Genomic DNA, 20,308 nt, shown 5'->3' on the forward strand with positions numbered 1-20,308 from the left:
CACATTATCCTTATAATTTAAGTTATGAGAGAAATAAGAATGATTCTATTTCATTAGATATTTTTTCGGATGACAAAAAAAAATTAGATAGTTGTGATGTAGTTTGGGGATATTTAAAACAACCGTATTTAAAAGATACCATTAGGATTGAAATAGAAGGAATGGGAAAACAGAAAGGAATAATTAAAATATGGTAATATTCCTCGCTCATGGATTTATATAGCAATGAAGAAACAACTCTTAAAACATTTGAGATATTCCCAAATGTAGAGCAGGAAACAGACATTAATGGTGTTCCCGTAGATGGTAGTGGTATTATGAAGCCTTTTGATGCGTCAATTCCACAAGAAAAATGGATGGATAATTTTGCTAAAGCAAAAAGAGGAAAAGAATCTGCTAGACAAAAAGATGTTAAGCATGGAGGGGACGGTGAAGATATAAAAGGACGAGGGTCAAAAGTTGATAAACACACTAAACCAAGATCTGGTCGTGAAAGTACTAAAAATAGACAAAAACCCGGTTTTAAAAAATATAAGTAGACCATATGAAAAATAAAAAAAATATAGGTATAACATTACTTTTTTATTCTAAGAGGAAAAGTAGCTATACTTCGTTTTTAAAATCCTATGTTTTAGAAATTAAAGATTGGGACGATTTACAGACTAAAATAAAAAAAATTACATTCTTAAATAAAACCCTTGAATATGTTGGTATTGAAGATGTTTTTTATGTATCAGGGTTATTTGGAGAAAAAGAAATACTAGGTAAAAGCTATATTGATGAAATAACAAAAATAAAAGAAGCAAAAAAACTCTTATTGAAACAAAAGAAATATACATATAATTTTCAAGAAAATAAACAGAAAGAAAAATGGTTCTTATTTAGTTTAATATATTTCTATCATGATAAAAATACTGGTGATAAATTATCAATATCTTGCCTTACTCCAATTTTTGCAGACAACCTAAAAAATGCTAAAATAAAAGTTAGAAAATTTTGCGAAACAGAAGCTTTTATGAAAAAAATAGTATTATATAAACTTGACAAAATGTATTATACTAATCTTAAATATATAGGTATCGAAGATGTGTCTTATGTTGAAGAAAATGTTGAAAAAGGAGGTGCATATGAGTGTAGTTTTAAAACATATAGAAAAATTGAAAAAATAAAAGATTTGCTGCCTTCAAAGGAAAAAATGCAAACTTCTTTTAAACAAGTTATCAATATATAATTTGAATTTATCTCCCTCCCCCATTGTGCAAAGTTTCCCGACTTTGAGCAGATAAAAAAACACAGCTTTTGCTGTGTGAGGTTTATGATTATGGAGCAAGGTTCTATATGCCGGATATTGGAAGATGGGGCGTAGTTGACCCTAGAACCCAGTATACACACGAAACTTATAGCTACGTTTGGAATAACCTAATTTCATTTAATGATCCAACAGGTATGGAGGGAAAAGAGGGAGTATGTCCTCCTGATTGTCCAGAAGGTGTTACAGAAATAAAAATCCTTCCTAAAGATGATACAAACGCCAAAAGTAGAGGACATCGTTATCCGTAATAATTAGAAATTTTTAAAATGAAAATTAGGTATATCAAAATAGATAATCCAGAAAAAATAAAATATAAAATAAATTGGCAATTACCATATGACCGTTTTCCTCTAATAATTGATCGAGAATATACAGTTTATGCAATAGAATATACAAAAGCAGGTAGAATCAATTTTTTTATTTTAGATGAAAGTGGTAATATTTACCCCCATAATTATCCTTCAGAATTTTTTCAGGTCACAGATAATAGGATGTCAAAGTATTGGGATGGTTTTATCGGAAAAGAAAATTATCCTGTAGAAATTATATTTCCTAACTTAATAGCCTTTAAGGAATGGAAAAATAATAAATATTTTGAAGAAGAAATGATGGATAATATTGGCGATGCTAATGTGATTTTTAAAAAATATCAAAATTTAATTGATAATGAGTATCCTAATAATCAATTGCAAAATGCTATTCTTGCTGGAGATAATTGGGTAATATGTTATAATTGTGATGAAGCTTGGGAAATAAAAAATAATGATGGAGTTATTGAATGTCCTAAATGCAATATCAAACAAAATAACCCGATGTCACCAGATTTGTAATCCGTGATAGATAAAAACACAAAAACCTCGCAAAAGTGAGGTTTTTGTGTTTTATAGAGCAATAATATTTTTAAGTTTCACAGTTTTAATAAAGTTGTCAAGAACATACAGAATATGTGTTTTATCTTAGTTTTGTATATTTTCTAAATCGGACAATCTCTGGGGGCATTCTAAAATAGGTTGACGATAATTAAACAATATTTAAATAAATCCAGAGGAATACATTTTTCTTTGGATTTTTTATGGATCATATATGGTGTTTTTCAGATTATAAATACTTTCCATAAAATAAGTATATTTACAATTATACAGACCATTTGGGAAATGTGCGTTTAAGCTATTTTAACAATGGATCAGGAGTAGAAGTTCTTGAAGAAAACAATTATTATCCTTTTGGATTGAAACATCAAGGATATAATATACTAAATGGGAATTCGAGTTATCGATATAAGTACAATAATAAAGAGCTTCAGGAAACGAGAATGTACGACTACGGAGCAAGATTCTATATACCGGATATTGGTAGATGGGGCGTGGTTGACCCTAGAGCCCAGTATACACACGAAGCTTATAGCTACACCCAATTTCATTTAATGATCCAACAGGTATGGAGGGAAAAGAGGGAGTATGTCCTCCTGATTGTCCAGAAGGTGTTACAGAAATAAAAATCCTTCCTAATAAAGAAAAAGAAGCTGTAATTTAAGAGGTTGTTTTTACTGGAAAAGCTAAAACCAGTGATTCTGGTCCTGGTAGTTTGGCTATGGCAGCTTTGCTGGTTTCGCAGACTGATTAAAATACGATTAAAACCATAAATATGGAAAATTTTGTAACTGATAGAAAAGAGTTTGAAAATTATAAATCGAAAATAAAAAAGTTATTTCCTGATTATATTTCATTTGAAAAAAACTCTTTTAATAATAACTTTAAGTACTTTATAGCTTTTGATTTTGACTATATTTTTGAAGAGATATTTTTTGAAGGAACAATATCTTTTTTAAATAAAATTAAAAATGGGAAGTTATTTTTCTATACAATTGATCCTTCACCTGAAGACTATTTTTTTATACATTTTAATAAGTATAGTGTTTTTGAATTAGAAACAAATAAAAATTACAATGATTTTAATAGTATTGTGTATAAAGACCCTGGTGTAAACACCGCAGATGCTATTGGTATCAACTCAAATGAAATATCATGCTTTTCTCATTCAGATGATTGGGCGATTATAGGTTCAAGAGAGTGGGAAATTTCGATTGTGGGATTCATATCTTTGGAAATGAAAGAAAAATTTTTGAATTCTTTTGGAGATAATTCAGATATATTTACCTCTATTGAACAACAGGTAAATATATTAGATGATATGTTAAATTTTGATAATGAGCTTAAAGCTGACTATAACGAATTGACAGAGAATTATCAGGATAGAGAATAATCCACCTGCTGCGCAAAGTCTCTTGACTTTACGCTATAAAACGCCAACGCCAACCCCATCGCAATTGCGATGGGGTTGTTTTATAATATAAATACATCTCATCCTGAAATAGGTTGACGATAATTAAACAATATTTAAATAAATCCGGAGGAATACATTTTTTATTCGGATTTTTTATGGATCATATATGGAATTTTTCATATTATAAATACTTTCCATAAAATAAGTATATTTACAATTATACAGATCATTTGGGAAATGTACGTTTAAGCTATTTTAACTGATGCAATTATTAAGAATTCAAAGTCGTAATATGGAAGAGATTCCAGAGCTTGTAAATATTCTTGGCAATATAGCTGAGTTTAATCCTGCTATTAAAGAATATCATTATTCAATATCTTTCTTCGATGGTAGTCCAAAGGAAAACTTTAAAGGCTCATTTATTGATTTTCTAAATTCAATAAATGAGAGTGGAAAAGGTTTGATACTTAATTCTAATCAGGTACAAAAAAGCATTTCAAAATTGTTTCAGATATATGATTTATTATTATTAATAGATAAGGAGGTCACTAATTTTGAGAAATCTAAAATAAAGGATGATTCATTTTTGTATAACAATATATTTCTTACCATTACTTATTTCGATAGTGGTTTTTGGGAAATATCTTGCTTGGATAAAAATTTGCTCAATTTTATAAAAACAAAGCAATCAAATTACGAATTTATTCAACTGTAAAACAAAAACTCCACTCAATCGAGCGGAGTTTTTACATTATCAATTGCAATTTAGTTTGCTTTAGAAATGCATCAAGGAGAGCGAAGACGTGCTGTCTGTCGTTCTCTTTTAGTTTTTGAATGTCGCGGATTGACTTTCCGGTTGGAATCAGAAAAATCATTTATACAACTACTATTTAAACCTTAGTAATTTTTATAGAACGAATCCTTGCAAACCGTTCATCCAAGTTATTTTCTAATACCCATTCATGATGACTTTGTTCGGTTAGAGTTTTATTATCTTTTGATATCGATAGCCTTTCAAGATCAACACTTACTGAAATAGTTCCATCTTCATTACTCTTGCACACCAAGTTCCTAGGTGTATGAGCTCCTGCATCCATTCCGGAAGTTATGGACAAAATCCATTTTTTAAGCTGATCTGGAGAGTCTATAATGGATTCGGTACTTACTCCATATATAATAAGTTGATTTGCTAGCAACTCTTTAAAACGATCCATATTCGTATCGTTACAAGTATCCATACAATATAACCAATAGTGTATGAATGACTTGGCTCTATTTTCCGTATAGGCTTCTTCAAATTCAAATTCTTTTATTTCTCCGGTTGGATGTATGCCCACCTTCGTAAAAACTGGTAAATCACCCTCTCTTAATTTGAGTTCGGTGGAATAATGTAATGTATAGCTAAGTTTGGTTTGATCGGGACGAATATTCTGATAAACAATATCAGCTTCCAGCGATAGCATTTTGTCCGATATATTACTCACTTGAGTACGTTGTACATGATGAGCATTTTTCCAGCCGTCAAAAACGGATATGCGTTCTTTCAGATCTGCTTTACCTTTTGAAATACCTGATAATGAATTGATTTCTATATCTTCATCCAAAATATCTTTTTGGTTTTCAATTCTTGCATCAGTAAAGGGAACTTCATATACCTGATACCAACGGTAATATTGTGCTAATGCGAGATTCGCATATTGTATTTCTTTAATTTCTTTCACTTGTATTTGTATTTTATACCAATCAAAGAATGCTAATTTCGTGCCTTATAATTATTTTAAAATTAACATCTTATTGATTTCACTTTTAAAACATCCTAAAATGAATTCAGTATAATACAATTGTGCATTTAAAGCCTGGGTCTTGGGATGCAATTCCAATTTTTTTGTAAGAATCACTTCACCTTTATAAGCAAAAGAAAAATAGGCAAAAATTTTATATTCAGAATTTCGGATAGGAAGACAATATCCTGTAGTAGCAATAGACCAATCAGATTCAAAGAGTTTAGCTACATTCAAAGCCATTACTTCTGTAATATTTTCAGAAACGCAATTACATTCTTCCGCTTCTTCTCTATCTACATTCAGTAATCGTACTTTCTCAAGAATAGTATATGCAGTCATTCCTCCTTTATAAAATAAAGAAGCATTCGGCATTTGTGAAAAAGCAAGTTGAAGACATCCGGAAGTAACACTTTCCACAATAGAAATAGTTTCATCCGTAGACATTAGTGATTTACTAATATATTCCAGCAATTTTTTTTGAAGTTCTATGCTATTCATATTTTAAATGATTGGTTTTATATTAATTTTTAAGAAGAAAACTGAAATATTACCCTCTCTCAATATCTATCTAACAAAACATCTCCTACTCTATCCCATTAAATGGTCATAGACTTAGCTGGCGTAACAAACAAAAAATGATAAATCCTTAGAATAGGGTTACTTCGGAATACAAATTCGGTACAAATTTACTATAATAAAATTCAATTTCGTGTAGTTTTTATCACACAATAATGATTTAAAAACAAAAACTTTCTTTTAAATGGAAATCTCTGAAGATAAGGGTTAATTAGCCACACTCATGAAGATTATGACTTAGATCATAAAAATGGCATTACTTAACTGCCTTACTGTAAACTTCCAACGCTCTTTTCCTTGCAAAAGCATGTTCCACAACAGGTAGAATAGTAAAATCATCTTTTGATAGCCATTTTTTAATATACTTTAAATCTTTATCAAATTTTTTAGTCTGTTCGTAAGGATTAAACACTCTAAAATAAGGGGCCGCATCACAGCCACAGCCTGCTGCCCACTGCCAATTACCATTATTTGCTGAAAGATCATAATCCAATAGTTTTTCAGCAAAATAGGCTTCACCCCATCTCCAATCAATCAATAAATGCTTTGTTAGAAAACTGGCCACAATCATTCTTACTCTATTATGCATAAATCCTGTTTCATTCAGTTCCCTCATTCCAGCATCCACTATTGGATATCCTGTCTTTCCTTCACACCATAATCTAAATTCTTTGTCATCATTTCTCCATTCTATATTTTCATATTTCTCCTTGAAGCAATGATGAACCACTCGGGGAAAGTGAAAAAGAATCTGCATAAAAAATTCTCTCCAAATCAATTCATTCAACCAAGTATTATTGTGTAATAAAGCATATTGAACACATTCTCGAATAGAAATTGTCCCAAAACGGAGTGCTACTCCTAAATGGGTGGTATGATCCATACTCGGAAAATCCCTATACAGATCATAAGTAGTAATAATGGAGTCGGATAAAACGGGCGGAGTATATTGGGTTCCGGTCTTTTTGAAACCTAGACTTTCGAGGCTAGGAATTCGTTTAGCAGAAAATGACAAAAAGCCTGAAAAATCAATTTTAAAATTTATAATTTCAATATTCTTTAGATTCTCCTTCCATTTGTTTGAATAAGGAGTATATACCGTATAAGGCAAACCATCCTTTTTTACCACTTCATTTTTTTCAAAAATTGCCTGATCTTTATAATGGTGAAAATTAATCTTATTCTTTTTTAGGAAGTGAGCAATGGTCGTATCTCTCTTGATAGCTTGTGGTTCATAATCATTATTCCAAAAAACTGTATTGATTTCATATTTTTTAATGAGTTGCTCAAAAACTTCCAATGGAGTACCCATATAAAAATCGATCCCACTTTTATGCTTTTGGAGTTTTTCATGAATATCATGTAAAGCTTGATGAAAATAATCCACTCTCCTATCTGATTTATTTTCAAGTTTACTCAGAATTTCTGTATCGAAAATAAAAATAGGCAACACCGGCAAACCGGATTGTAAAGCATGATGGAGACCCGAATTATCACATAACCTTATATCTCTTCGAAACCAAAAAATATTGATCTTTTTCATTACTAATCTTTTTTATTAAAAAGCGTTTCCAATATTCCATATCGATAATCGAAAATTCCCTCCACTTTTTTCTTCACTAAAAGGCCATGCACAATTTGTCCCACGATCCCCATAGGTAATTCATAATCTACTGTATCTTTCATTAAAACCCCTTTCTCGTTTGGAATAAATTCATGATGATGACGCCATAGCTTATAGGGGCCTTTCTTCTGAAAATCTATAAAACTTTTTTGAAAATCAACTTGTAAGATTTCAGTTTGCCACTTCATTTTTATGCCTAATAATGGAGATATATAGTAGTCAATAATCATTCCTTCATAAATATGATCATTTTCGAATGTTGTCAACACGACAAACTTCATTTCTTTAGGAGTAATCTTAGAAAGGTTATGAGCGGCAGAAAAAAATGTCCAAGCCGTGTCTATATCGCAATTAAGTTGTTGTTCACGAAATAGTCTGTACTTCATAATATTGAGTGTGATGTGATTTTTTTACTATAGCTTCTTGGCATCGAAATACTAGAACAATTGCCCTTGCTTTCAACATATTCGCTTACAAAGTTACGTCCAATTTTAAATATATTGAAAAATCATTGGTAACTTTCAATCATAAATCCACATTAACACAGGTTTTTTGGAATTTTGAAGCATGGGATCAATTACTTTCATTGCATTGTTAGAAACTGTGGGACATCCCCACCCTTCAGGAGAGCCGATTGGAAAAGTCTCAGAATCACTCATCATATCCCAAGAGTGGAAAACAATATACCTTTTCACCGCATTATTATTAGACTCTTCTAATCCTTCCATAATATATTTCACATTAATTCCCCATGCACTAGGACCTCTTTCCTGTACCTTATATTTCCCTAAAGAAGATAAATGGCTTCCATCTTCATTACTAAATTTAGGTTGATCTTTTGAATAGTCCTTACTCCATTCATTTTCTCCACATCCATGTCCTACCAAATATTTTTTTGTAATCGTATTTTTCTTAAAATCCCATATAACTAACCTATAAATTCCTGAATGAAGGCTCATATCAATTAAAATACAGAAATCTGTATTAAAATTTTGGGTAATACAAAATTGGAGAGCTTCAGCTGCTTTTTCTCTTGTCTTTAAAAGGTTGATTCCGGGAGTGTTACTTTTTACTATAACTGTCCGTATTATTTCTTTATCCTCTTTCTTTGTCTCTGTTTTACATGATAACAAAAGAAAAATAACAATTACAATTAACTTTCTCATCAATTTATTTATAATGTAAAAAAATCCCATAATCAGAAGGAGTCCACAAAGCGGCTTTTTGACCTGCAGCTTTTAGCCCATTATTTGCCCACGTATTACATGTATTAAGAAAGCTATACTTGCCTTTAGCATCATAAAAAGCATCATTATCTCCATACACAGCATTCGTAGGAATCAAAATACATTTTCCGTTCTGATCTGTATCAAATTTGTCTTCTATAAATTTAACAAGTTTTTTATATTGTTCTCTGCTAATCATAATTTCCTTACAATCATCTCCTTTACTTATTGTTTCATAATAGGTACAATGCATTGCAGATTCACTCATCCAAAATGCTGCTTTGATGGCGGTAGAAAATTTCAAATCAGCCCAAGTCGGTGTATCAAGATAAAATCCTTTATCTCCCCATCCAATTCCAATGAATTTATAGGTTGTTCTTTTTGAAATAGTATTGGAAAAAGGAATTTTTAAACTCCAATCCTGCAAATCATTTTTTACAGGCATTACAATGTCCGTATGAACACCATTGGTATAAATATAAATAGGAATTTCTTTTTTCTGACCATCGGATTTTTCAGAAACCTGAATAAAAGGAATAAAGAAACCTAAAATTATATATAATATAATGATTCCCAATATCATTCCTAATATTTTTAACACGAGAATTCCCATCTTTTTCACAGCTCGAATATTTGGTTTAAAGTTAACAGAATTTAATGTACATTTTTCACCTAAAAGTATTGGTTTTTATTCAAAAAATAATTAAATTTAAGTATCAATTAATAAGAAATATGCACAAAACTAGCAAAACTCAAAAAAGATTTAAAATAAGAGTAAAAGTTGCTCCTAAAAGAGTTCAAAAAAAACGTTGATTTTCTGTGAGGTTTTAAATCTCCTGAAAGTCAATTTTTATTTGCAAGAAAGACTTTTCTACACTTTTACTTTTATATAATCTTCCTTCCTTAAAACACATGATTTAAGGACCGGTTATTTACCCTCTCTACCTTTGGAAAGTGAAAATTCCAAAAGAGGGTTTGTCACCAAAAAAATGAACATCTATCTCAAACAAATCTTATCATCCATTATTATAGTCTCTCCATACTAAAGAATTCAGCGGCATCATTCTAATTGTAAAATTATAATGAATTGATTAAATAACATTTACGTTGTTTATAATTTTTAACTTTTTTTTAAGCTGAACTTTTTGTCTTACTTTTTAAGTTTAGCTACATTTGCTATTGGATGTTAAGAAGATTTAGCCAATATCTATTTAGTTTATTGTTCGTTTTACTGACCATTTTAGGTTTGTATTCCGGACAAATACAACAATATCTCTCTACCAATACTGAATCTACTCTTCAGAGCTTTACATTTATTACCAAACAAAATAAGCAAATAGAAAAATCGTTTGCTTTCCTTAAAAATAAAGATAATGAAGCTCAAGATCAGTACAACATTTCCCATCCTTTTTATCATAAACTGAGAGCTAGCCTCTCCGAGAATGAAAATGATAACGAAAATGAAAATGTTGAATCATCCGGTTCTACTGAAATACTCATAACTCTTCGGGAAGAATTATGGCGATTTATTTCAGACTTTGTTACCATCTATCATAGTAAGCAAAGTGCAGTTTCACTCGCTCATTCAGAATATCTAAAACCCCATCAGGATAACTTGTATATACAATACAGGGTTATCAGACTGTGATTCCTATATTATTTTTTAAACTCTTAAAGCTTTCATAATTCTCATAGAAAGCAGAAACATTATTTTCTAAAAAAATATTATAAATACTACAATCATGGTCAAGAAAAGTCTCATGTATATAAACCTATGCCTTATTCTCTTGTGCATAAGCTGTCATTCTGAAAAGAAAGAGGAAACAGAAGCAGCTACTTTTAACATTACTAGCCCAATCATTAAAGATACTATTATCGACAAAGATTATGTGGCACAAATTCGCTCTATTAACCATATTGAACTCCGCGCACAAGAAAAAGGATATATTCAATCAATTTATGTGGATGAAGGACAATATGTTCAGAAAGGACAGTTATTATTTAAAATCATGCCTAATCTATACGAGTCTGATGTTAATCGAGCAAAAGCAGAAGTTAAATATGAAGAAATTGAATATCAGAACACTAAAAAATTATCCGAAAAAGATATTGTAGCACCACAGGAAATGGCTATGGCGAAAGCAAAATATGAGAAGGCCCAAGCCGAACTCTCTTCTATGAATACCCATTTAAAATTCACCGAAATCCGAGCTCCATTCAATGGTATCGTAGGACATCTTCACGTAAGAAAAGGAAGTTTAGTAGATGACGGCGAGCTAATTACAGAACTTTCTGACAATAGTAAAATGTGGGTATATTTCAATGTCCCGGAATCTGAATATCTTGACCAGATGAGTAATAAAAAAGAAAATGATCCCCTGCATGTTCATTTAAGAATGGCCAACGGAAAAATGTTTACTCAGGATGGGGTTGTAGAAACCATAGAGTCCGATTTTAATAATGAAACAGGAAATATTGCCTATCGTGCTACATTTCCAAATCCCAATGGGCTTCTCCGATATGGAGAAACCGGAAACATCATCATTACTGCCCCTTATTCAAATGCCATGATGATCCCCCAAAAAGCTACTTTTGAAGAGTTAGAAAAAAAATATGTATATGTTATCACAAAAGATAATAAAGTAAAAGCAAGAGAGATAAAAATTGCTGCTGAATTACCCCATATTTATGTCGTTGCATCAGGACTTGCTAAAGGGGATAAAATTCTTCTTGATGGTCTCAGAATGGTAAAAGAAAACCAGAAAATTAATGCTCGTTTTCAAAGCCCTGAAAAAGTGATGTCGAACCTGGATCTATATGCAGAGTAATTAAAAAAGCAGAATTATGTTTAAAAAAGTAATCCACCGACCGGTATTCGCTATCGTTATATCGGTTGTCATATTATTCATAGGAGGGTTAGCTATTAAACAGCTCCCCACGGAACAGTTCCCTAAAATTGCCCCTACCACCGTTGCTGTTTCTATTGCCTATCCCGGCGCGAGTGCCGATGTATTGGTAAAGTCATCATTGATCACTCTTGAGAATGCCATAAATGGTGTTCAGGGAATGCGATATATCACTACCGATGCTACCAGTGCAGGAGAAGCCACTGTAAATGTTGTTTTTGATCCTGGGACTAATCCCAATGAAGCTGTGGTATTAGTAAAAACAAGAGTGGATCAGGTCATGCCACTACTTCCGGAACTCGTACAGAAAGAAGGAGTTGTAGTAAACCCTATTCAACCTAGTATGTTGATGTATGTCAATCTTTACAGTACAGATAAAAGCATGGATGAGAAGTTTCTTTACAACTATGCCACAGTAAATATTATTCCGGAAATCAACCGTATTCATGGTATTGCTAAATCTCAAATTTTAGGAAGTAGAAGATATGCCATGCGTATTTGGTTAAATCCTGATCGTATGCGTGCTTATGATATCTCTGTTGATGAAGTCATGAAAGCAATTGGTGAACAAAGTATCATTGGTCGTCCGGGAAGAATTGGTCAAAGTTCAGGTATTGCTGCCCAATCTTTAGAATATGTACTGACCTATAAAGGCCAATATAATAAACCTGAAGAATACGAAAACATTATCGTTCGTTCCAATGCTGAAGGAGAAAATATTAAATTAAAAGATATTGCAAAAGTAGAATTAGGGAGTGAATTTTTTGATATTTATTCCAATCTTGATGGGCATCCTTCTGCATCTATTGTTTTGAAACAAAATTATGGAAGTAATGCAAATGATGTCATCAAAGATGTAAAAGCAAAACTGGAAGAGATGAAAGGTAATTTCCCTCCTGGTATTGATTATAAAATCAGCTATGATGTTTCACAGTTTCTTGATGCTTCCATAGAACAAGTAATGCATACATTAAGGGACGCTTTCATTCTAGTTGCCATAGTTGTTTTTATTTTCCTTGGAGATTGGCGATCTACATTAATTCCAATTATTGCTGTTCCGGTTTCATTGATAGGAACCTTCTTTGTAATACAAATCTTCGGCTTATCCATCAATCTTGTCACCCTCTTTGCTTTAGTATTAGCAATCGGAATTGTGGTGGATAATGCGATCGTTGTAATAGAAGCTGTTCACGCAAAAATGGAGGAAAATAGTAGTATTTCTCCCTATAAAGCAGTAAAAGAAGTAATGGCCGAAATTGCAGGAGCTATTATTGCCATCACCGCCGTAATGGTTGCTGTATTTATTCCCATTTCATTTATGACTGGGCCTGTAGGAACTTTCTATAGACAATTTTCTATTACGATGGCAAGCTCCATTGTTATTTCGGCAATTGTAGCGCTTACACTGACTCCTGTTTTGGCAGCGATGTTATTAAAAAATAACCATGGAAAACCTAAAAAATCAAATATCCTTACAAAATCTCTGGATGTATTTAATAAAAATTTTGATAAAATAACAGGCCGATATGCCTCTTTCCTCAGAAAAATTGTAAGTAAAAAAATGGTAACCTGGGGAATCCTAATTGCCTTTTGTGCAGGAATTTTTGTCATTAACAAAGTACTTCCGGGTGGTTTTATTCCTAATGAAGATCAAGGAACTATTTATGCCATTATACAGACTCCTCCCGGCTCTACTCTGGAACAGACTAACAAAGTATCCCGAACTTTACAAAAAATCTGCCAAGGAGTTGAGGGCGTAGAATCCGTTTCATCCCTTGCAGGTTATGAAATCATGACGGAAGGGCGTGGTTCCAATGCAGGAACATGCCTAATCAATCTTAAAAATTGGAATGATCGTGAACATTCTGTAAAAGAAATCATGAAAGAACTGGAAGAAAAATCAAAAGATCTTGGTGCCACCATTGAATTCTTTGAACCTCCTGCTGTACCTGGTTTCGGATCCTCCGGTGGTTTTTCTATGAGATTATTAGACCTCAATAGAACCACCAATTATCAGGATTTCGACAAGGTAAATAAAGAATTTATTGCTAATCTGAAAAAACGCAAAGAGCTCACCGGGGTCTTCACGTTCTTCGCAGCCAATTATCCTCAATACGAATTGGTATTTGACAATAATGCGGCCATGCAAAAAGGAGTTTCTATTGGAAAAGCAATGGAGAATCTTAACATCTTAATTGGTAGTACCTATGAACAGGGGTTCATCCGCTTCGGGCAATTTTTTAAAGTATATGTACAATCATCGCCCGAATTCAGGAGACTTCCATCAGATATTATGGGATTATATGTAAAGAATGATCGTGACGAAATGGTTCCTTATTCTGCTTTTATGACCTTAAAAAAGACACAGGGTCCTAATGAAATTACCCGCTATAATATGTACAATTCTGCAGCGGTTCGTGGTCTTCCGGCTGCTGGATATACAACAGCAGACGCCATTCAGGCAATCAATGAAACTGCAATAAAAACGTTACCTCATGGATATAAAGTAGCTTGGGAAGGTTTATCGTATGATGAATCACAAAGGGGTAACGAAGCCATATATGTTTTTCTAGTAGTGCTTGTATTCGTTTATCTTGTGTTAGCAGCTCAGTATGAAAGTTTCGTGATTCCTTTTGCAGTATTGTGCTCACTACCTGTTGGAGTATTCGGTTCTTTCTTACTATTAAAAGCAATGGGGCTTGAAAATGATATTTATGCACAGGTAGGACTCATCATGATCATTGGATTACTCGGCAAAAATGCGGTGCTTATTGTAGAATTTGCCATAAAAAGACGTCTAGCCGGAGATTCCATACTGGAAGCAGCTATAGAAGGATCAAAAGCTCGTTTCAGACCAATTTTGATGACTTCATTTGCATTTATTGCCGGTTTAGTTCCTCTCATTTTCGCAAGAGGAGCAGGTGCTATCGGAAATCATACCATTGGTGCCTCTGCCTTAGGAGGCATGTTAGTAGGAACTTTATTTGGAGTCATTATTATTCCGGGGCTTTATTACATATTTGCCAAATGGTCTGACGGTAAAAAAATGATTAAAGAGGAAGATGAATCACCATTAAGCGAAGACATGATACATTATGAATAAAATTAAAATATATCACTATACAGGTATGGCGTTCGTATTATTGAGCCTTGCAGCCTGCAAACCCATAGAAATAGAACAACGTACCGAAAACAAAACAGTTCCTGAGAAATATGGATCTGAAGAAAGTAATACTTCCAACACAGGAAAACTGAAGTGGAATGAATACTTTAGCGACCCTAACCTCCAAAATCTCATTAATCAAGCTCTTCAAAACAACCAAGAGCTTAATATCGTTCTTCAAGAAATTGAAATGTCAAAGAATGAGATAAAAGCACGTAAAGGAGAATATTTACCTTCTGTAGGTTTAAAAGCAGGAGCGGGAGTCGATAAAGTGAGTCGCTATACTAATATTGGAGCTATGGAAGCTAATACCGACATAGAACCAGGAAAAGAAATGCCTGATCCTCTGTTTGATTTTGGAGTAGGAGCACAGGCAAAATGGGAAACCGATATTTGGGGGAAGCTTCATAATGCAACCAGAGCTCAAGTACAACGATATTTAGCCAGTGTAGAAGGGAAAAACTTTATGGAGACCCATCTTATTTCAGAAATTGCAGATTCATATTATGAATTGCTTGCACTGGACAATGAACTTATTATTCTCAATCAAAACATCAAAATCCAAAATGACGCATTGGATGTCGTAAAAGTCTTAAAACAATTTGCCCGATCTAATGAACTTGCTGTAAAGAGATTTCAGGCACAAGTTCTTAAAACCCAAGGGATGCAATATGATATCAAGCAAAAGATTGTAGAAACAGAAAACAGAGTCAATTATCTGGTGGGAAGATTTCCCCAACCTGTAGAAAGAAGCCAAAATTCTTTTGATACACTGGTTCCTCCAACGGTATATGCTGGAGTTCCATCCGAACTTTTGGAAAACCGTCCGGATATTAAGCAGGCTGAATATGAGCTTGCGGCTTCCAAGCTGGATATTAAATCAGCAAAGGCAAGATTCTACCCTTCTCTTGATATTTCCGCTGACGTAGGACTCCAGGCTTTCAACCCATCTTATATTGTTAAACCGGAAGCATTCTTGTTTTCTTTAGCAGGAGAGCTTACTGCCCCATTAATTAATAGAAATGCTATTAAAGCTGCTTATAAAAATGCGAATGCAAAGCAAATACAAGCTGTTTATCATTATGAACAAACCATTTTAGGAGCTTATATTGAAGTAGCCAACCAACTTTCTAAAATTCATAATCTGGAAAGTAGTTTTGAAATAAAATCTCAGGAAGTCGATGCACTGACAAAGTCAATCGATATTTCTAACGATTTATTTAAATATGCCCGCGCAGATTATATGGAGGTTCTTTTAACACAACGTGATGCATTGGAATCCAAATTTGAACTTGTAGAAAAGAAAGTTAATCAACTCAAAGCAAGTGTAGCCATATACAGAGCCTTAGGTGGAGGCTGGGATCAAAATCCTCTCACTCCTCCCAATATTATAAAAAAATAAAGCTGTTTGTTTAATATATTTTTTTCAAAAGGGGGCTTATCGAAAGATAGGCTCCCTTTCTATGTACTACTTAGTAAAATTAACTTAAAAACTTAATATTTCTTTTCAATCCCGCAAATTTAGTTCGTTTCACTGGAGATTTTTTAAAAATTTCTGAGAATAGCTCTTGGGTTAATTCTTTCCATTCACTTTTTCTCAAGTTTTTCAAAGAATCATTTGGAGTAAATCGATTTTGAAGATTGGGTGTTGAGAAACGATTCCATGGACATACATCTTGACAAATATCACAACCAAACATCCAGTCTTCCATTTTATTTTTAAAGGAGTCGGGAATCTCATTTTTCAATTCTATTGTGGCATAAGAAATACACTTACTTCCATCAATCACTTTATCAGAAACAATAGCATCAGTGGGACAAGCATCTATACATTTTCTACAAGTTCCACAATGATCTGTTGTTTCGTAATCTGAAACTAATGGTAAATCGCAAATAATTTCCGCTAAAAAATAAAATGATCCACTTTGTTTTGTAATTAGATTGGCATTCTTACCTACCCATCCTATTCCTGACTTTCTAGCCCAACTTCTTTCTAAAACAGGAGCAGAATCTACAAAAACTCTGAAACTAAATTCTCCAATCTCATTTTGAAGCTCTGTAACCATTTCTCGAAGAATTTCCTTAATCACATCATGATAATCTTCTGCATAAGCATACTTTGAAATTTTAAAATTGTCTAATGTTGAAATTTCATTTTTAGGAAAATAATTATAAGAAAGAGAAATTACAGATTGCGAACCTTCCACTAAAAGTCTTGGATCTAATCTTTTATCAAAATGATTCTCCATATATTTCATTTCTCCATGAAAATTATTTTTTAACCACTTTTCCAAAGGCCTGGCATCTTCCTCTAAAAAATCAGCTTTAGAAATACCACAGCTTTGAAATCCAAAACGTTGTGCTTTGGTTTTAATCAATTGTGTATATTTTTCCGCTTTTGAATCCATAATTTATCTTGCAAAACTAAGATAATTTTATAAATTTGTTAAGATTTAGATGTTTGAAAATATTTCTTACATCCTTAATTAATAGTTTTAATATCAAAAACATTAACTATGTCTTTAACAGAAGTATTGCAATCAAAAAATTATGAATTAATTGACGTTCGTGAACCCATGGAATTGGAAATGGACGGAAATATAGAAGGCGCTAAAAATATTCCTTTAGGTGAAGTAGAAGATAGAAAAGATGAAATTTTATCCCTTGAAAAACCTGTTATCATCTTCTGCAGAAGTGGAAATCGAAGTGGAAAAGCTTTAGAGTACTTAAACTCTCAAGGCTTAAAAGATGGATATAACGGCGGCGGATGGGCTGATTTAAAAGCAACTATAGAAGCAAATCAAGGAACTTTTTAAAGTTCCTTTTTTTATGGAGGAATATATTTTTCCCTTTATATTGAAGTTAATTAAAAAAAATGTTAAAAAATAGGCTTTGAATAATATAATCTCTGGTTTAAGATGTAAAAGTTCAATATATTTGTTGTTATTAGATAAATAGATTTCACAAAACATTAGTCTTCACTTTAATATTTAAATATTCAATGAAAACATACCTTAGCTTTTTGTTATTGTTAGTATTTCCATTCACGATATATAGCCAGGAAACATTAAGTGCTGATGAACTATTTCTCAAAGCCCGCACAGCAGCATTTGACCAGAAGGATTATGCTACTTCTATCAGCCTTGCAAAACAAGCATTGGAAAAGGCTCCTAATTATACTGATATTTCTATTTTTTTGGGTCGAGTGTATACTTGGAATAATGATGTAGCATCCGCAAGAACCCTATTTGAAGAATTAGGAAAAAAAGAAGTTCAAAATGAAGATTACTTTCTTGCCTATGCATCTTTGGAATACTGGAATGATCAAAATACAAAAGCTATTGAAATTCTCGATAAAGGTTTAGGATATCATCCTCAATCCGAATCTCTACTGCTATTAAAAGCAAAAGTTTATTATGGTAGCGAGAATTATAAGGAGGCAGAAAGTACCATAAACTCTCTTTTAGCAATTAATCCTAAAAATACAGAAGCCAGGGCTCTTGCTGCAAGAATAAATGATCTTACTTCAAAAAATGCCATAAATATCGTGTATAATTATACTCATTTTGATAAACAATTTGATAATGATTGGCATATTGTAAGTCTTAGCTATAAAAGAATAACTCCAATAGGCTCTATCATTCTTAGAGGTAATTACGCCAATAAATTTGCAGAAAATGGAACGCAAATAGAGTTAGAAGCTTATCCTAAAATTTCAAAAATGTTCTATCTTTATGTAGGAGGTGGATATTCCAACGATGTAGGCATTTTCCCAAAATACCGTACCGGGGTTTCCCTTAATGCTAACCTTCCTCATAGCTTTGAAGCAGAATTAGGGTATCGACAACTTTATTTTAGTAATAATATTTGGATGTATACCGCTTCTGTAGGGAAATATTATAAGAACTTTTGGTTTAACTTACGGACTTATATCACACCAGACAGTAAAAATATATCTCATTCTTATACAGGAACCGTGCGATATTATACTAAAAGTGCTCAAGATTATTTTGCTTTCCAAATTGGAACGGGGATAAGCCCGGAGGAATATCGAAACAATTTACTAGAAAATGAAACTTACAAACTGAAAACATTTAAAGTAGGGGGTGAATATAATTTTTCTATAAAGAAAACCAATCTATTTTCTTTATCCGCCATGTATTTTAATCAGGAGTTCCGGCCTCATGAAAGAGGAAATCAATTTGATATTACTATTGGCTACACGAAGAAATTTTAAAATTGGGAGTTAGTTTTTTTATAAAATTTAAGTAATATATTTGAAATTAGCATTTTCACCGTAAAAAATATCTTTTTAAACTTTTCAAAATTACTTTTAAAAGAAAGATCCTAGTTTGTTGAAAAATAATCTATAATACCTATAATTGAACTGAAATTAGATAGGGAATTTTAGGTTAATTTTCCTCAAAAATACTGTTTTTATTTTATCCAATCCTTTAAAAACAAGTTTCTAAAAACACATATTCCAATTTATAAAATACAAATAAAATTCTATAATTTATTTATTATTAAATTTAAAATTCACAAAAAATAGCTCATTTCTATCTATTTACTAAGAATAAAAATTTACTAACTTTTATTTTTGTTTCTTATAAATCATCATCATAATTTTGCAGTTCTTTTGCCCAAACAAATAGCAACTCCTTGAAATATAATTACAAGGATATGGGTCTTTCTCTAGTTAAAAAAACTGTAGAGAAAAATAAAAGTTAGCTTATTATTAATCATTACTTAAACACACAAATTATGAAAAACTATTTTTTCACTCTTATTTTTATGTTACCATTCGTAGTAACAGCACAAAAAATCACATTTGCTCCCGAAATAGGTATGAATATTTCGAATGTACATACGGATGAAATCAAAGGATCATCTAATAAATTAGGATTTAAAGGAGGAGGAATTGTTAATATACCATTATATCATAATTTTTATTTACAACCTGGTTTATTTTTTTCTCAAAAAGGAGCCCAAAAAACACTAGATAAGCCAACATCAACAGTGAATGTTAAAAAGAATATCAATTATTTAGAATTACCTGTAAATATAATGTATAGATACAGCTTAAATAAATCAGGAGCTTTATTATTATCAACAGGAGGATATATGGCTGTCCCTTTGAACGGAAGTGTTCATACCACCACAACTATGAATAATGGAGAAGTATTAAAAGCCACAAGAGATATTGCATTTGGAAATAATGATAGACAAGTTAAAAATTTTGACTATGGTCTTAACTTTGGTATGGCATATGAAAGTCCTTGGGGAATATATATTAAAGGACAGTATGAGCTAGGATTACAAAATGTTGTGAATACAACAAAATATGTAAAAAACAGAAATTTCCAAATTACATTAGGATATATAATTGGACGTAAATCGAACGATAATAAGCTGAAATAAATAATCATAAAAC

General features: G+C 32.1%; 21 protein-coding genes and 1 pseudogene. 15 read left to right on the forward strand and 7 right to left on the reverse strand.

All coding sequences use genetic code 11. The features are described 5' to 3' along the window. The 8 genes and pseudogenes from CHRY9293_RS04305 to CHRY9293_RS04340 form a co-directional block, all read left to right on the forward strand. The coding region (locus CHRY9293_RS04305) for a hypothetical protein (protein ID WP_162031761.1) at positions 1–197 on the forward strand (197 nt) is incomplete at its 5' end. A gap of 12 nt (positions 198–209) precedes the next feature. Further along, a complete protein-coding gene (locus tag CHRY9293_RS04310) occupies positions 210–539 on the forward strand; it encodes a hypothetical protein (RefSeq protein ID WP_162031762.1) in 330 nt (109 codons plus the stop codon). Between the two features lie 5 nt (positions 540–544). After that, positions 545–1,231, forward strand: coding sequence for a hypothetical protein (locus tag CHRY9293_RS04315; protein ID WP_162031763.1), 687 nt, complete (start codon positions 545–547; stop codon positions 1,229–1,231). A 68-nt stretch (positions 1,232–1,299) separates the two neighbouring features. Further along, a complete protein-coding gene (locus tag CHRY9293_RS04320; protein WP_162031764.1) occupies positions 1,300–1,560 on the forward strand; it encodes an RHS repeat-associated core domain-containing protein in 261 nt (86 codons plus the stop codon). An 18-nt stretch (positions 1,561–1,578) separates the two neighbouring features. Next, positions 1,579–2,142 (forward strand): hypothetical protein, encoded by a 564-nt coding sequence (locus CHRY9293_RS04325; protein WP_162031765.1) that lies wholly within the window; start codon positions 1,579–1,581, stop codon positions 2,140–2,142. A gap of 287 nt (positions 2,143–2,429) precedes the next feature. Continuing rightward, a pseudogene (locus tag CHRY9293_RS04330) lies at positions 2,430–2,720 on the forward strand (hypothetical protein); the annotation flags it as partial. A 236-nt stretch (positions 2,721–2,956) separates the two neighbouring features. Then, the gene (locus CHRY9293_RS04335; protein ID WP_162031766.1) at positions 2,957–3,574 is read left to right on the forward strand and encodes a hypothetical protein; all 618 of its coding nucleotides are present in this window, start codon (positions 2,957–2,959) and stop codon (positions 3,572–3,574) included. 283 nt (positions 3,575–3,857) lie between these two features. After that, positions 3,858–4,310: a hypothetical protein gene (locus tag CHRY9293_RS04340; protein ID WP_162031767.1), complete on the forward strand. Its 453-nt coding sequence runs from the start codon at positions 3,858–3,860 to the stop codon at positions 4,308–4,310. A gap of 175 nt (positions 4,311–4,485) precedes the next feature. On the opposite strand, the gene CHRY9293_RS04345 is transcribed toward CHRY9293_RS04340, so the two are convergent. The 6 genes from CHRY9293_RS04345 to CHRY9293_RS04370 all read right to left on the reverse strand — a co-directional run bounded on the left by CHRY9293_RS04345 (position 4,486) and on the right by CHRY9293_RS04370 (position 9,427). Further along, complete coding sequence (locus tag CHRY9293_RS04345) at positions 4,486–5,316, reverse strand: hypothetical protein (protein WP_162031768.1); 831 nt, start codon at positions 5,314–5,316, stop codon at positions 4,486–4,488. Positions 5,317–5,367: 51 nt separating this feature from the next. Further along, positions 5,368–5,877: a CinA family protein gene (locus CHRY9293_RS04350; protein ID WP_228442128.1), complete on the reverse strand. Its 510-nt coding sequence runs from the start codon at positions 5,875–5,877 to the stop codon at positions 5,368–5,370. A 334-nt stretch (positions 5,878–6,211) separates the two neighbouring features. Then, positions 6,212–7,498: a cryptochrome/photolyase family protein gene (locus tag CHRY9293_RS04355; RefSeq protein ID WP_162031769.1), complete on the reverse strand. Its 1,287-nt coding sequence runs from the start codon at positions 7,496–7,498 to the stop codon at positions 6,212–6,214. A 2-nt stretch (positions 7,499–7,500) separates the two neighbouring features. Continuing rightward, a complete protein-coding gene (locus CHRY9293_RS04360; protein WP_162031770.1) occupies positions 7,501–7,965 on the reverse strand; it encodes an SRPBCC family protein in 465 nt (154 codons plus the stop codon). A 135-nt stretch (positions 7,966–8,100) separates the two neighbouring features. Further along, positions 8,101–8,745, reverse strand: coding sequence for a murein L,D-transpeptidase catalytic domain-containing protein (locus CHRY9293_RS04365; RefSeq protein WP_162031771.1), 645 nt, complete (start codon positions 8,743–8,745; stop codon positions 8,101–8,103). A 4-nt stretch (positions 8,746–8,749) separates the two neighbouring features. After that, the gene (locus CHRY9293_RS04370; protein ID WP_162031772.1) at positions 8,750–9,427 is read right to left on the reverse strand and encodes a TIGR02117 family protein; all 678 of its coding nucleotides are present in this window, start codon (positions 9,425–9,427) and stop codon (positions 8,750–8,752) included. A 561-nt stretch (positions 9,428–9,988) separates the two neighbouring features. Here CHRY9293_RS04370 and CHRY9293_RS04375 point away from each other — a divergent pair. The 4 genes from CHRY9293_RS04375 (at position 9,989) to CHRY9293_RS04390 (ending at position 16,276) form a co-directional block, all read left to right on the forward strand. Continuing rightward, positions 9,989–10,453, forward strand: coding sequence for a hypothetical protein (locus CHRY9293_RS04375; RefSeq protein ID WP_162031773.1), 465 nt, complete (start codon positions 9,989–9,991; stop codon positions 10,451–10,453). A gap of 94 nt (positions 10,454–10,547) precedes the next feature. Then, complete coding sequence (locus CHRY9293_RS04380) at positions 10,548–11,633, forward strand: efflux RND transporter periplasmic adaptor subunit (protein WP_162031774.1); 1,086 nt, start codon at positions 10,548–10,550, stop codon at positions 11,631–11,633. 16 nt (positions 11,634–11,649) lie between these two features. Further along, positions 11,650–14,814, forward strand: coding sequence for an efflux RND transporter permease subunit (locus tag CHRY9293_RS04385; protein WP_162031775.1), 3,165 nt, complete (start codon positions 11,650–11,652; stop codon positions 14,812–14,814). Further along, positions 14,807–16,276 (forward strand): TolC family protein, encoded by a 1,470-nt coding sequence (locus tag CHRY9293_RS04390; protein WP_162031776.1) that lies wholly within the window; start codon positions 14,807–14,809, stop codon positions 16,274–16,276. Before CHRY9293_RS04385 ends, CHRY9293_RS04390 begins: the two co-directional genes overlap by 8 nt. Before the next feature lie 79 nt (positions 16,277–16,355). On the opposite strand, the gene queG is transcribed toward CHRY9293_RS04390, so the two are convergent. After that, entirely contained in the window at positions 16,356–17,282 is a 927-nt protein-coding gene (gene queG, locus CHRY9293_RS04395; RefSeq protein ID WP_162031777.1) for a tRNA epoxyqueuosine(34) reductase QueG, read from the reverse strand. A 108-nt stretch (positions 17,283–17,390) separates the two neighbouring features. On the opposite strand from queG, the gene CHRY9293_RS04400 reads away from it, so the two are divergent. From CHRY9293_RS04400 to CHRY9293_RS04410, 3 genes are all read left to right on the forward strand, one after another. Then, entirely contained in the window at positions 17,391–17,690 is a 300-nt protein-coding gene (locus CHRY9293_RS04400; protein ID WP_122637025.1) for a rhodanese-like domain-containing protein, read from the forward strand. A gap of 185 nt (positions 17,691–17,875) precedes the next feature. After that, positions 17,876–19,111, forward strand: a complete 1,236-nt coding sequence (locus tag CHRY9293_RS04405; RefSeq protein ID WP_162031778.1) for a YaiO family outer membrane beta-barrel protein — start codon at positions 17,876–17,878, stop codon at positions 19,109–19,111. Positions 19,112–19,638: 527 nt separating this feature from the next. Beyond that, entirely contained in the window at positions 19,639–20,295 is a 657-nt protein-coding gene (locus CHRY9293_RS04410; RefSeq protein WP_162031779.1) for a porin family protein, read from the forward strand. Positions 20,296–20,308 lie beyond the last annotated feature (13 nt).

It is taken from the genome of Chryseobacterium potabilaquae (assembly GCF_902728265.1).
Lineage (GTDB): Bacteria > Bacteroidota > Bacteroidia > Flavobacteriales > Weeksellaceae > Chryseobacterium > Chryseobacterium potabilaquae.

Bases quoted from the DNA above. Each gene is read 5' to 3' on its own strand.
- CHRY9293_RS04310 (WP_162031762.1), top strand. From the start codon at position 210: ATGGATTTATATAGCAATGAAGAAACAACTCTTAAAACATTTGAGATA.
- CHRY9293_RS04315 (WP_162031763.1), top strand. From the start codon at position 545: ATGAAAAATAAAAAAAATATAGGTATAACATTACTTTTTTATTCTAAG.
- CHRY9293_RS04325 (WP_162031765.1), top strand. From the start codon at position 1,579: ATGAAAATTAGGTATATCAAAATAGATAATCCAGAAAAAATAAAATAT.
- CHRY9293_RS04335 (WP_162031766.1), top strand. From the start codon at position 2,957: ATGGAAAATTTTGTAACTGATAGAAAAGAGTTTGAAAATTATAAATCG.
- CHRY9293_RS04340 (WP_162031767.1), top strand. From the start codon at position 3,858: ATGCAATTATTAAGAATTCAAAGTCGTAATATGGAAGAGATTCCAGAG.
- CHRY9293_RS04350 (WP_228442128.1), bottom strand. From the start codon at position 5,877: ATGAATAGCATAGAACTTCAAAAAAAATTGCTGGAATATATTAGTAAA.
- CHRY9293_RS04355 (WP_162031769.1), bottom strand. From the start codon at position 7,498: ATGAAAAAGATCAATATTTTTTGGTTTCGAAGAGATATAAGGTTATGT.
- CHRY9293_RS04360 (WP_162031770.1), bottom strand. From the start codon at position 7,965: ATGAAGTACAGACTATTTCGTGAACAACAACTTAATTGCGATATAGAC.
- CHRY9293_RS04365 (WP_162031771.1), bottom strand. From the start codon at position 8,745: ATGAGAAAGTTAATTGTAATTGTTATTTTTCTTTTGTTATCATGTAAA.
- CHRY9293_RS04375 (WP_162031773.1), top strand. From the start codon at position 9,989: ATGTTAAGAAGATTTAGCCAATATCTATTTAGTTTATTGTTCGTTTTA.
- CHRY9293_RS04380 (WP_162031774.1), top strand. From the start codon at position 10,548: ATGGTCAAGAAAAGTCTCATGTATATAAACCTATGCCTTATTCTCTTG.
- CHRY9293_RS04385 (WP_162031775.1), top strand. From the start codon at position 11,650: ATGTTTAAAAAAGTAATCCACCGACCGGTATTCGCTATCGTTATATCG.
- CHRY9293_RS04390 (WP_162031776.1), top strand. From the start codon at position 14,807: ATGAATAAAATTAAAATATATCACTATACAGGTATGGCGTTCGTATTA.
- queG (WP_162031777.1), bottom strand. From the start codon at position 17,282: ATGGATTCAAAAGCGGAAAAATATACACAATTGATTAAAACCAAAGCA.
- CHRY9293_RS04400 (WP_122637025.1), top strand. From the start codon at position 17,391: ATGTCTTTAACAGAAGTATTGCAATCAAAAAATTATGAATTAATTGAC.
- CHRY9293_RS04405 (WP_162031778.1), top strand. From the start codon at position 17,876: ATGAAAACATACCTTAGCTTTTTGTTATTGTTAGTATTTCCATTCACG.
- CHRY9293_RS04410 (WP_162031779.1), top strand. From the start codon at position 19,639: ATGAAAAACTATTTTTTCACTCTTATTTTTATGTTACCATTCGTAGTA.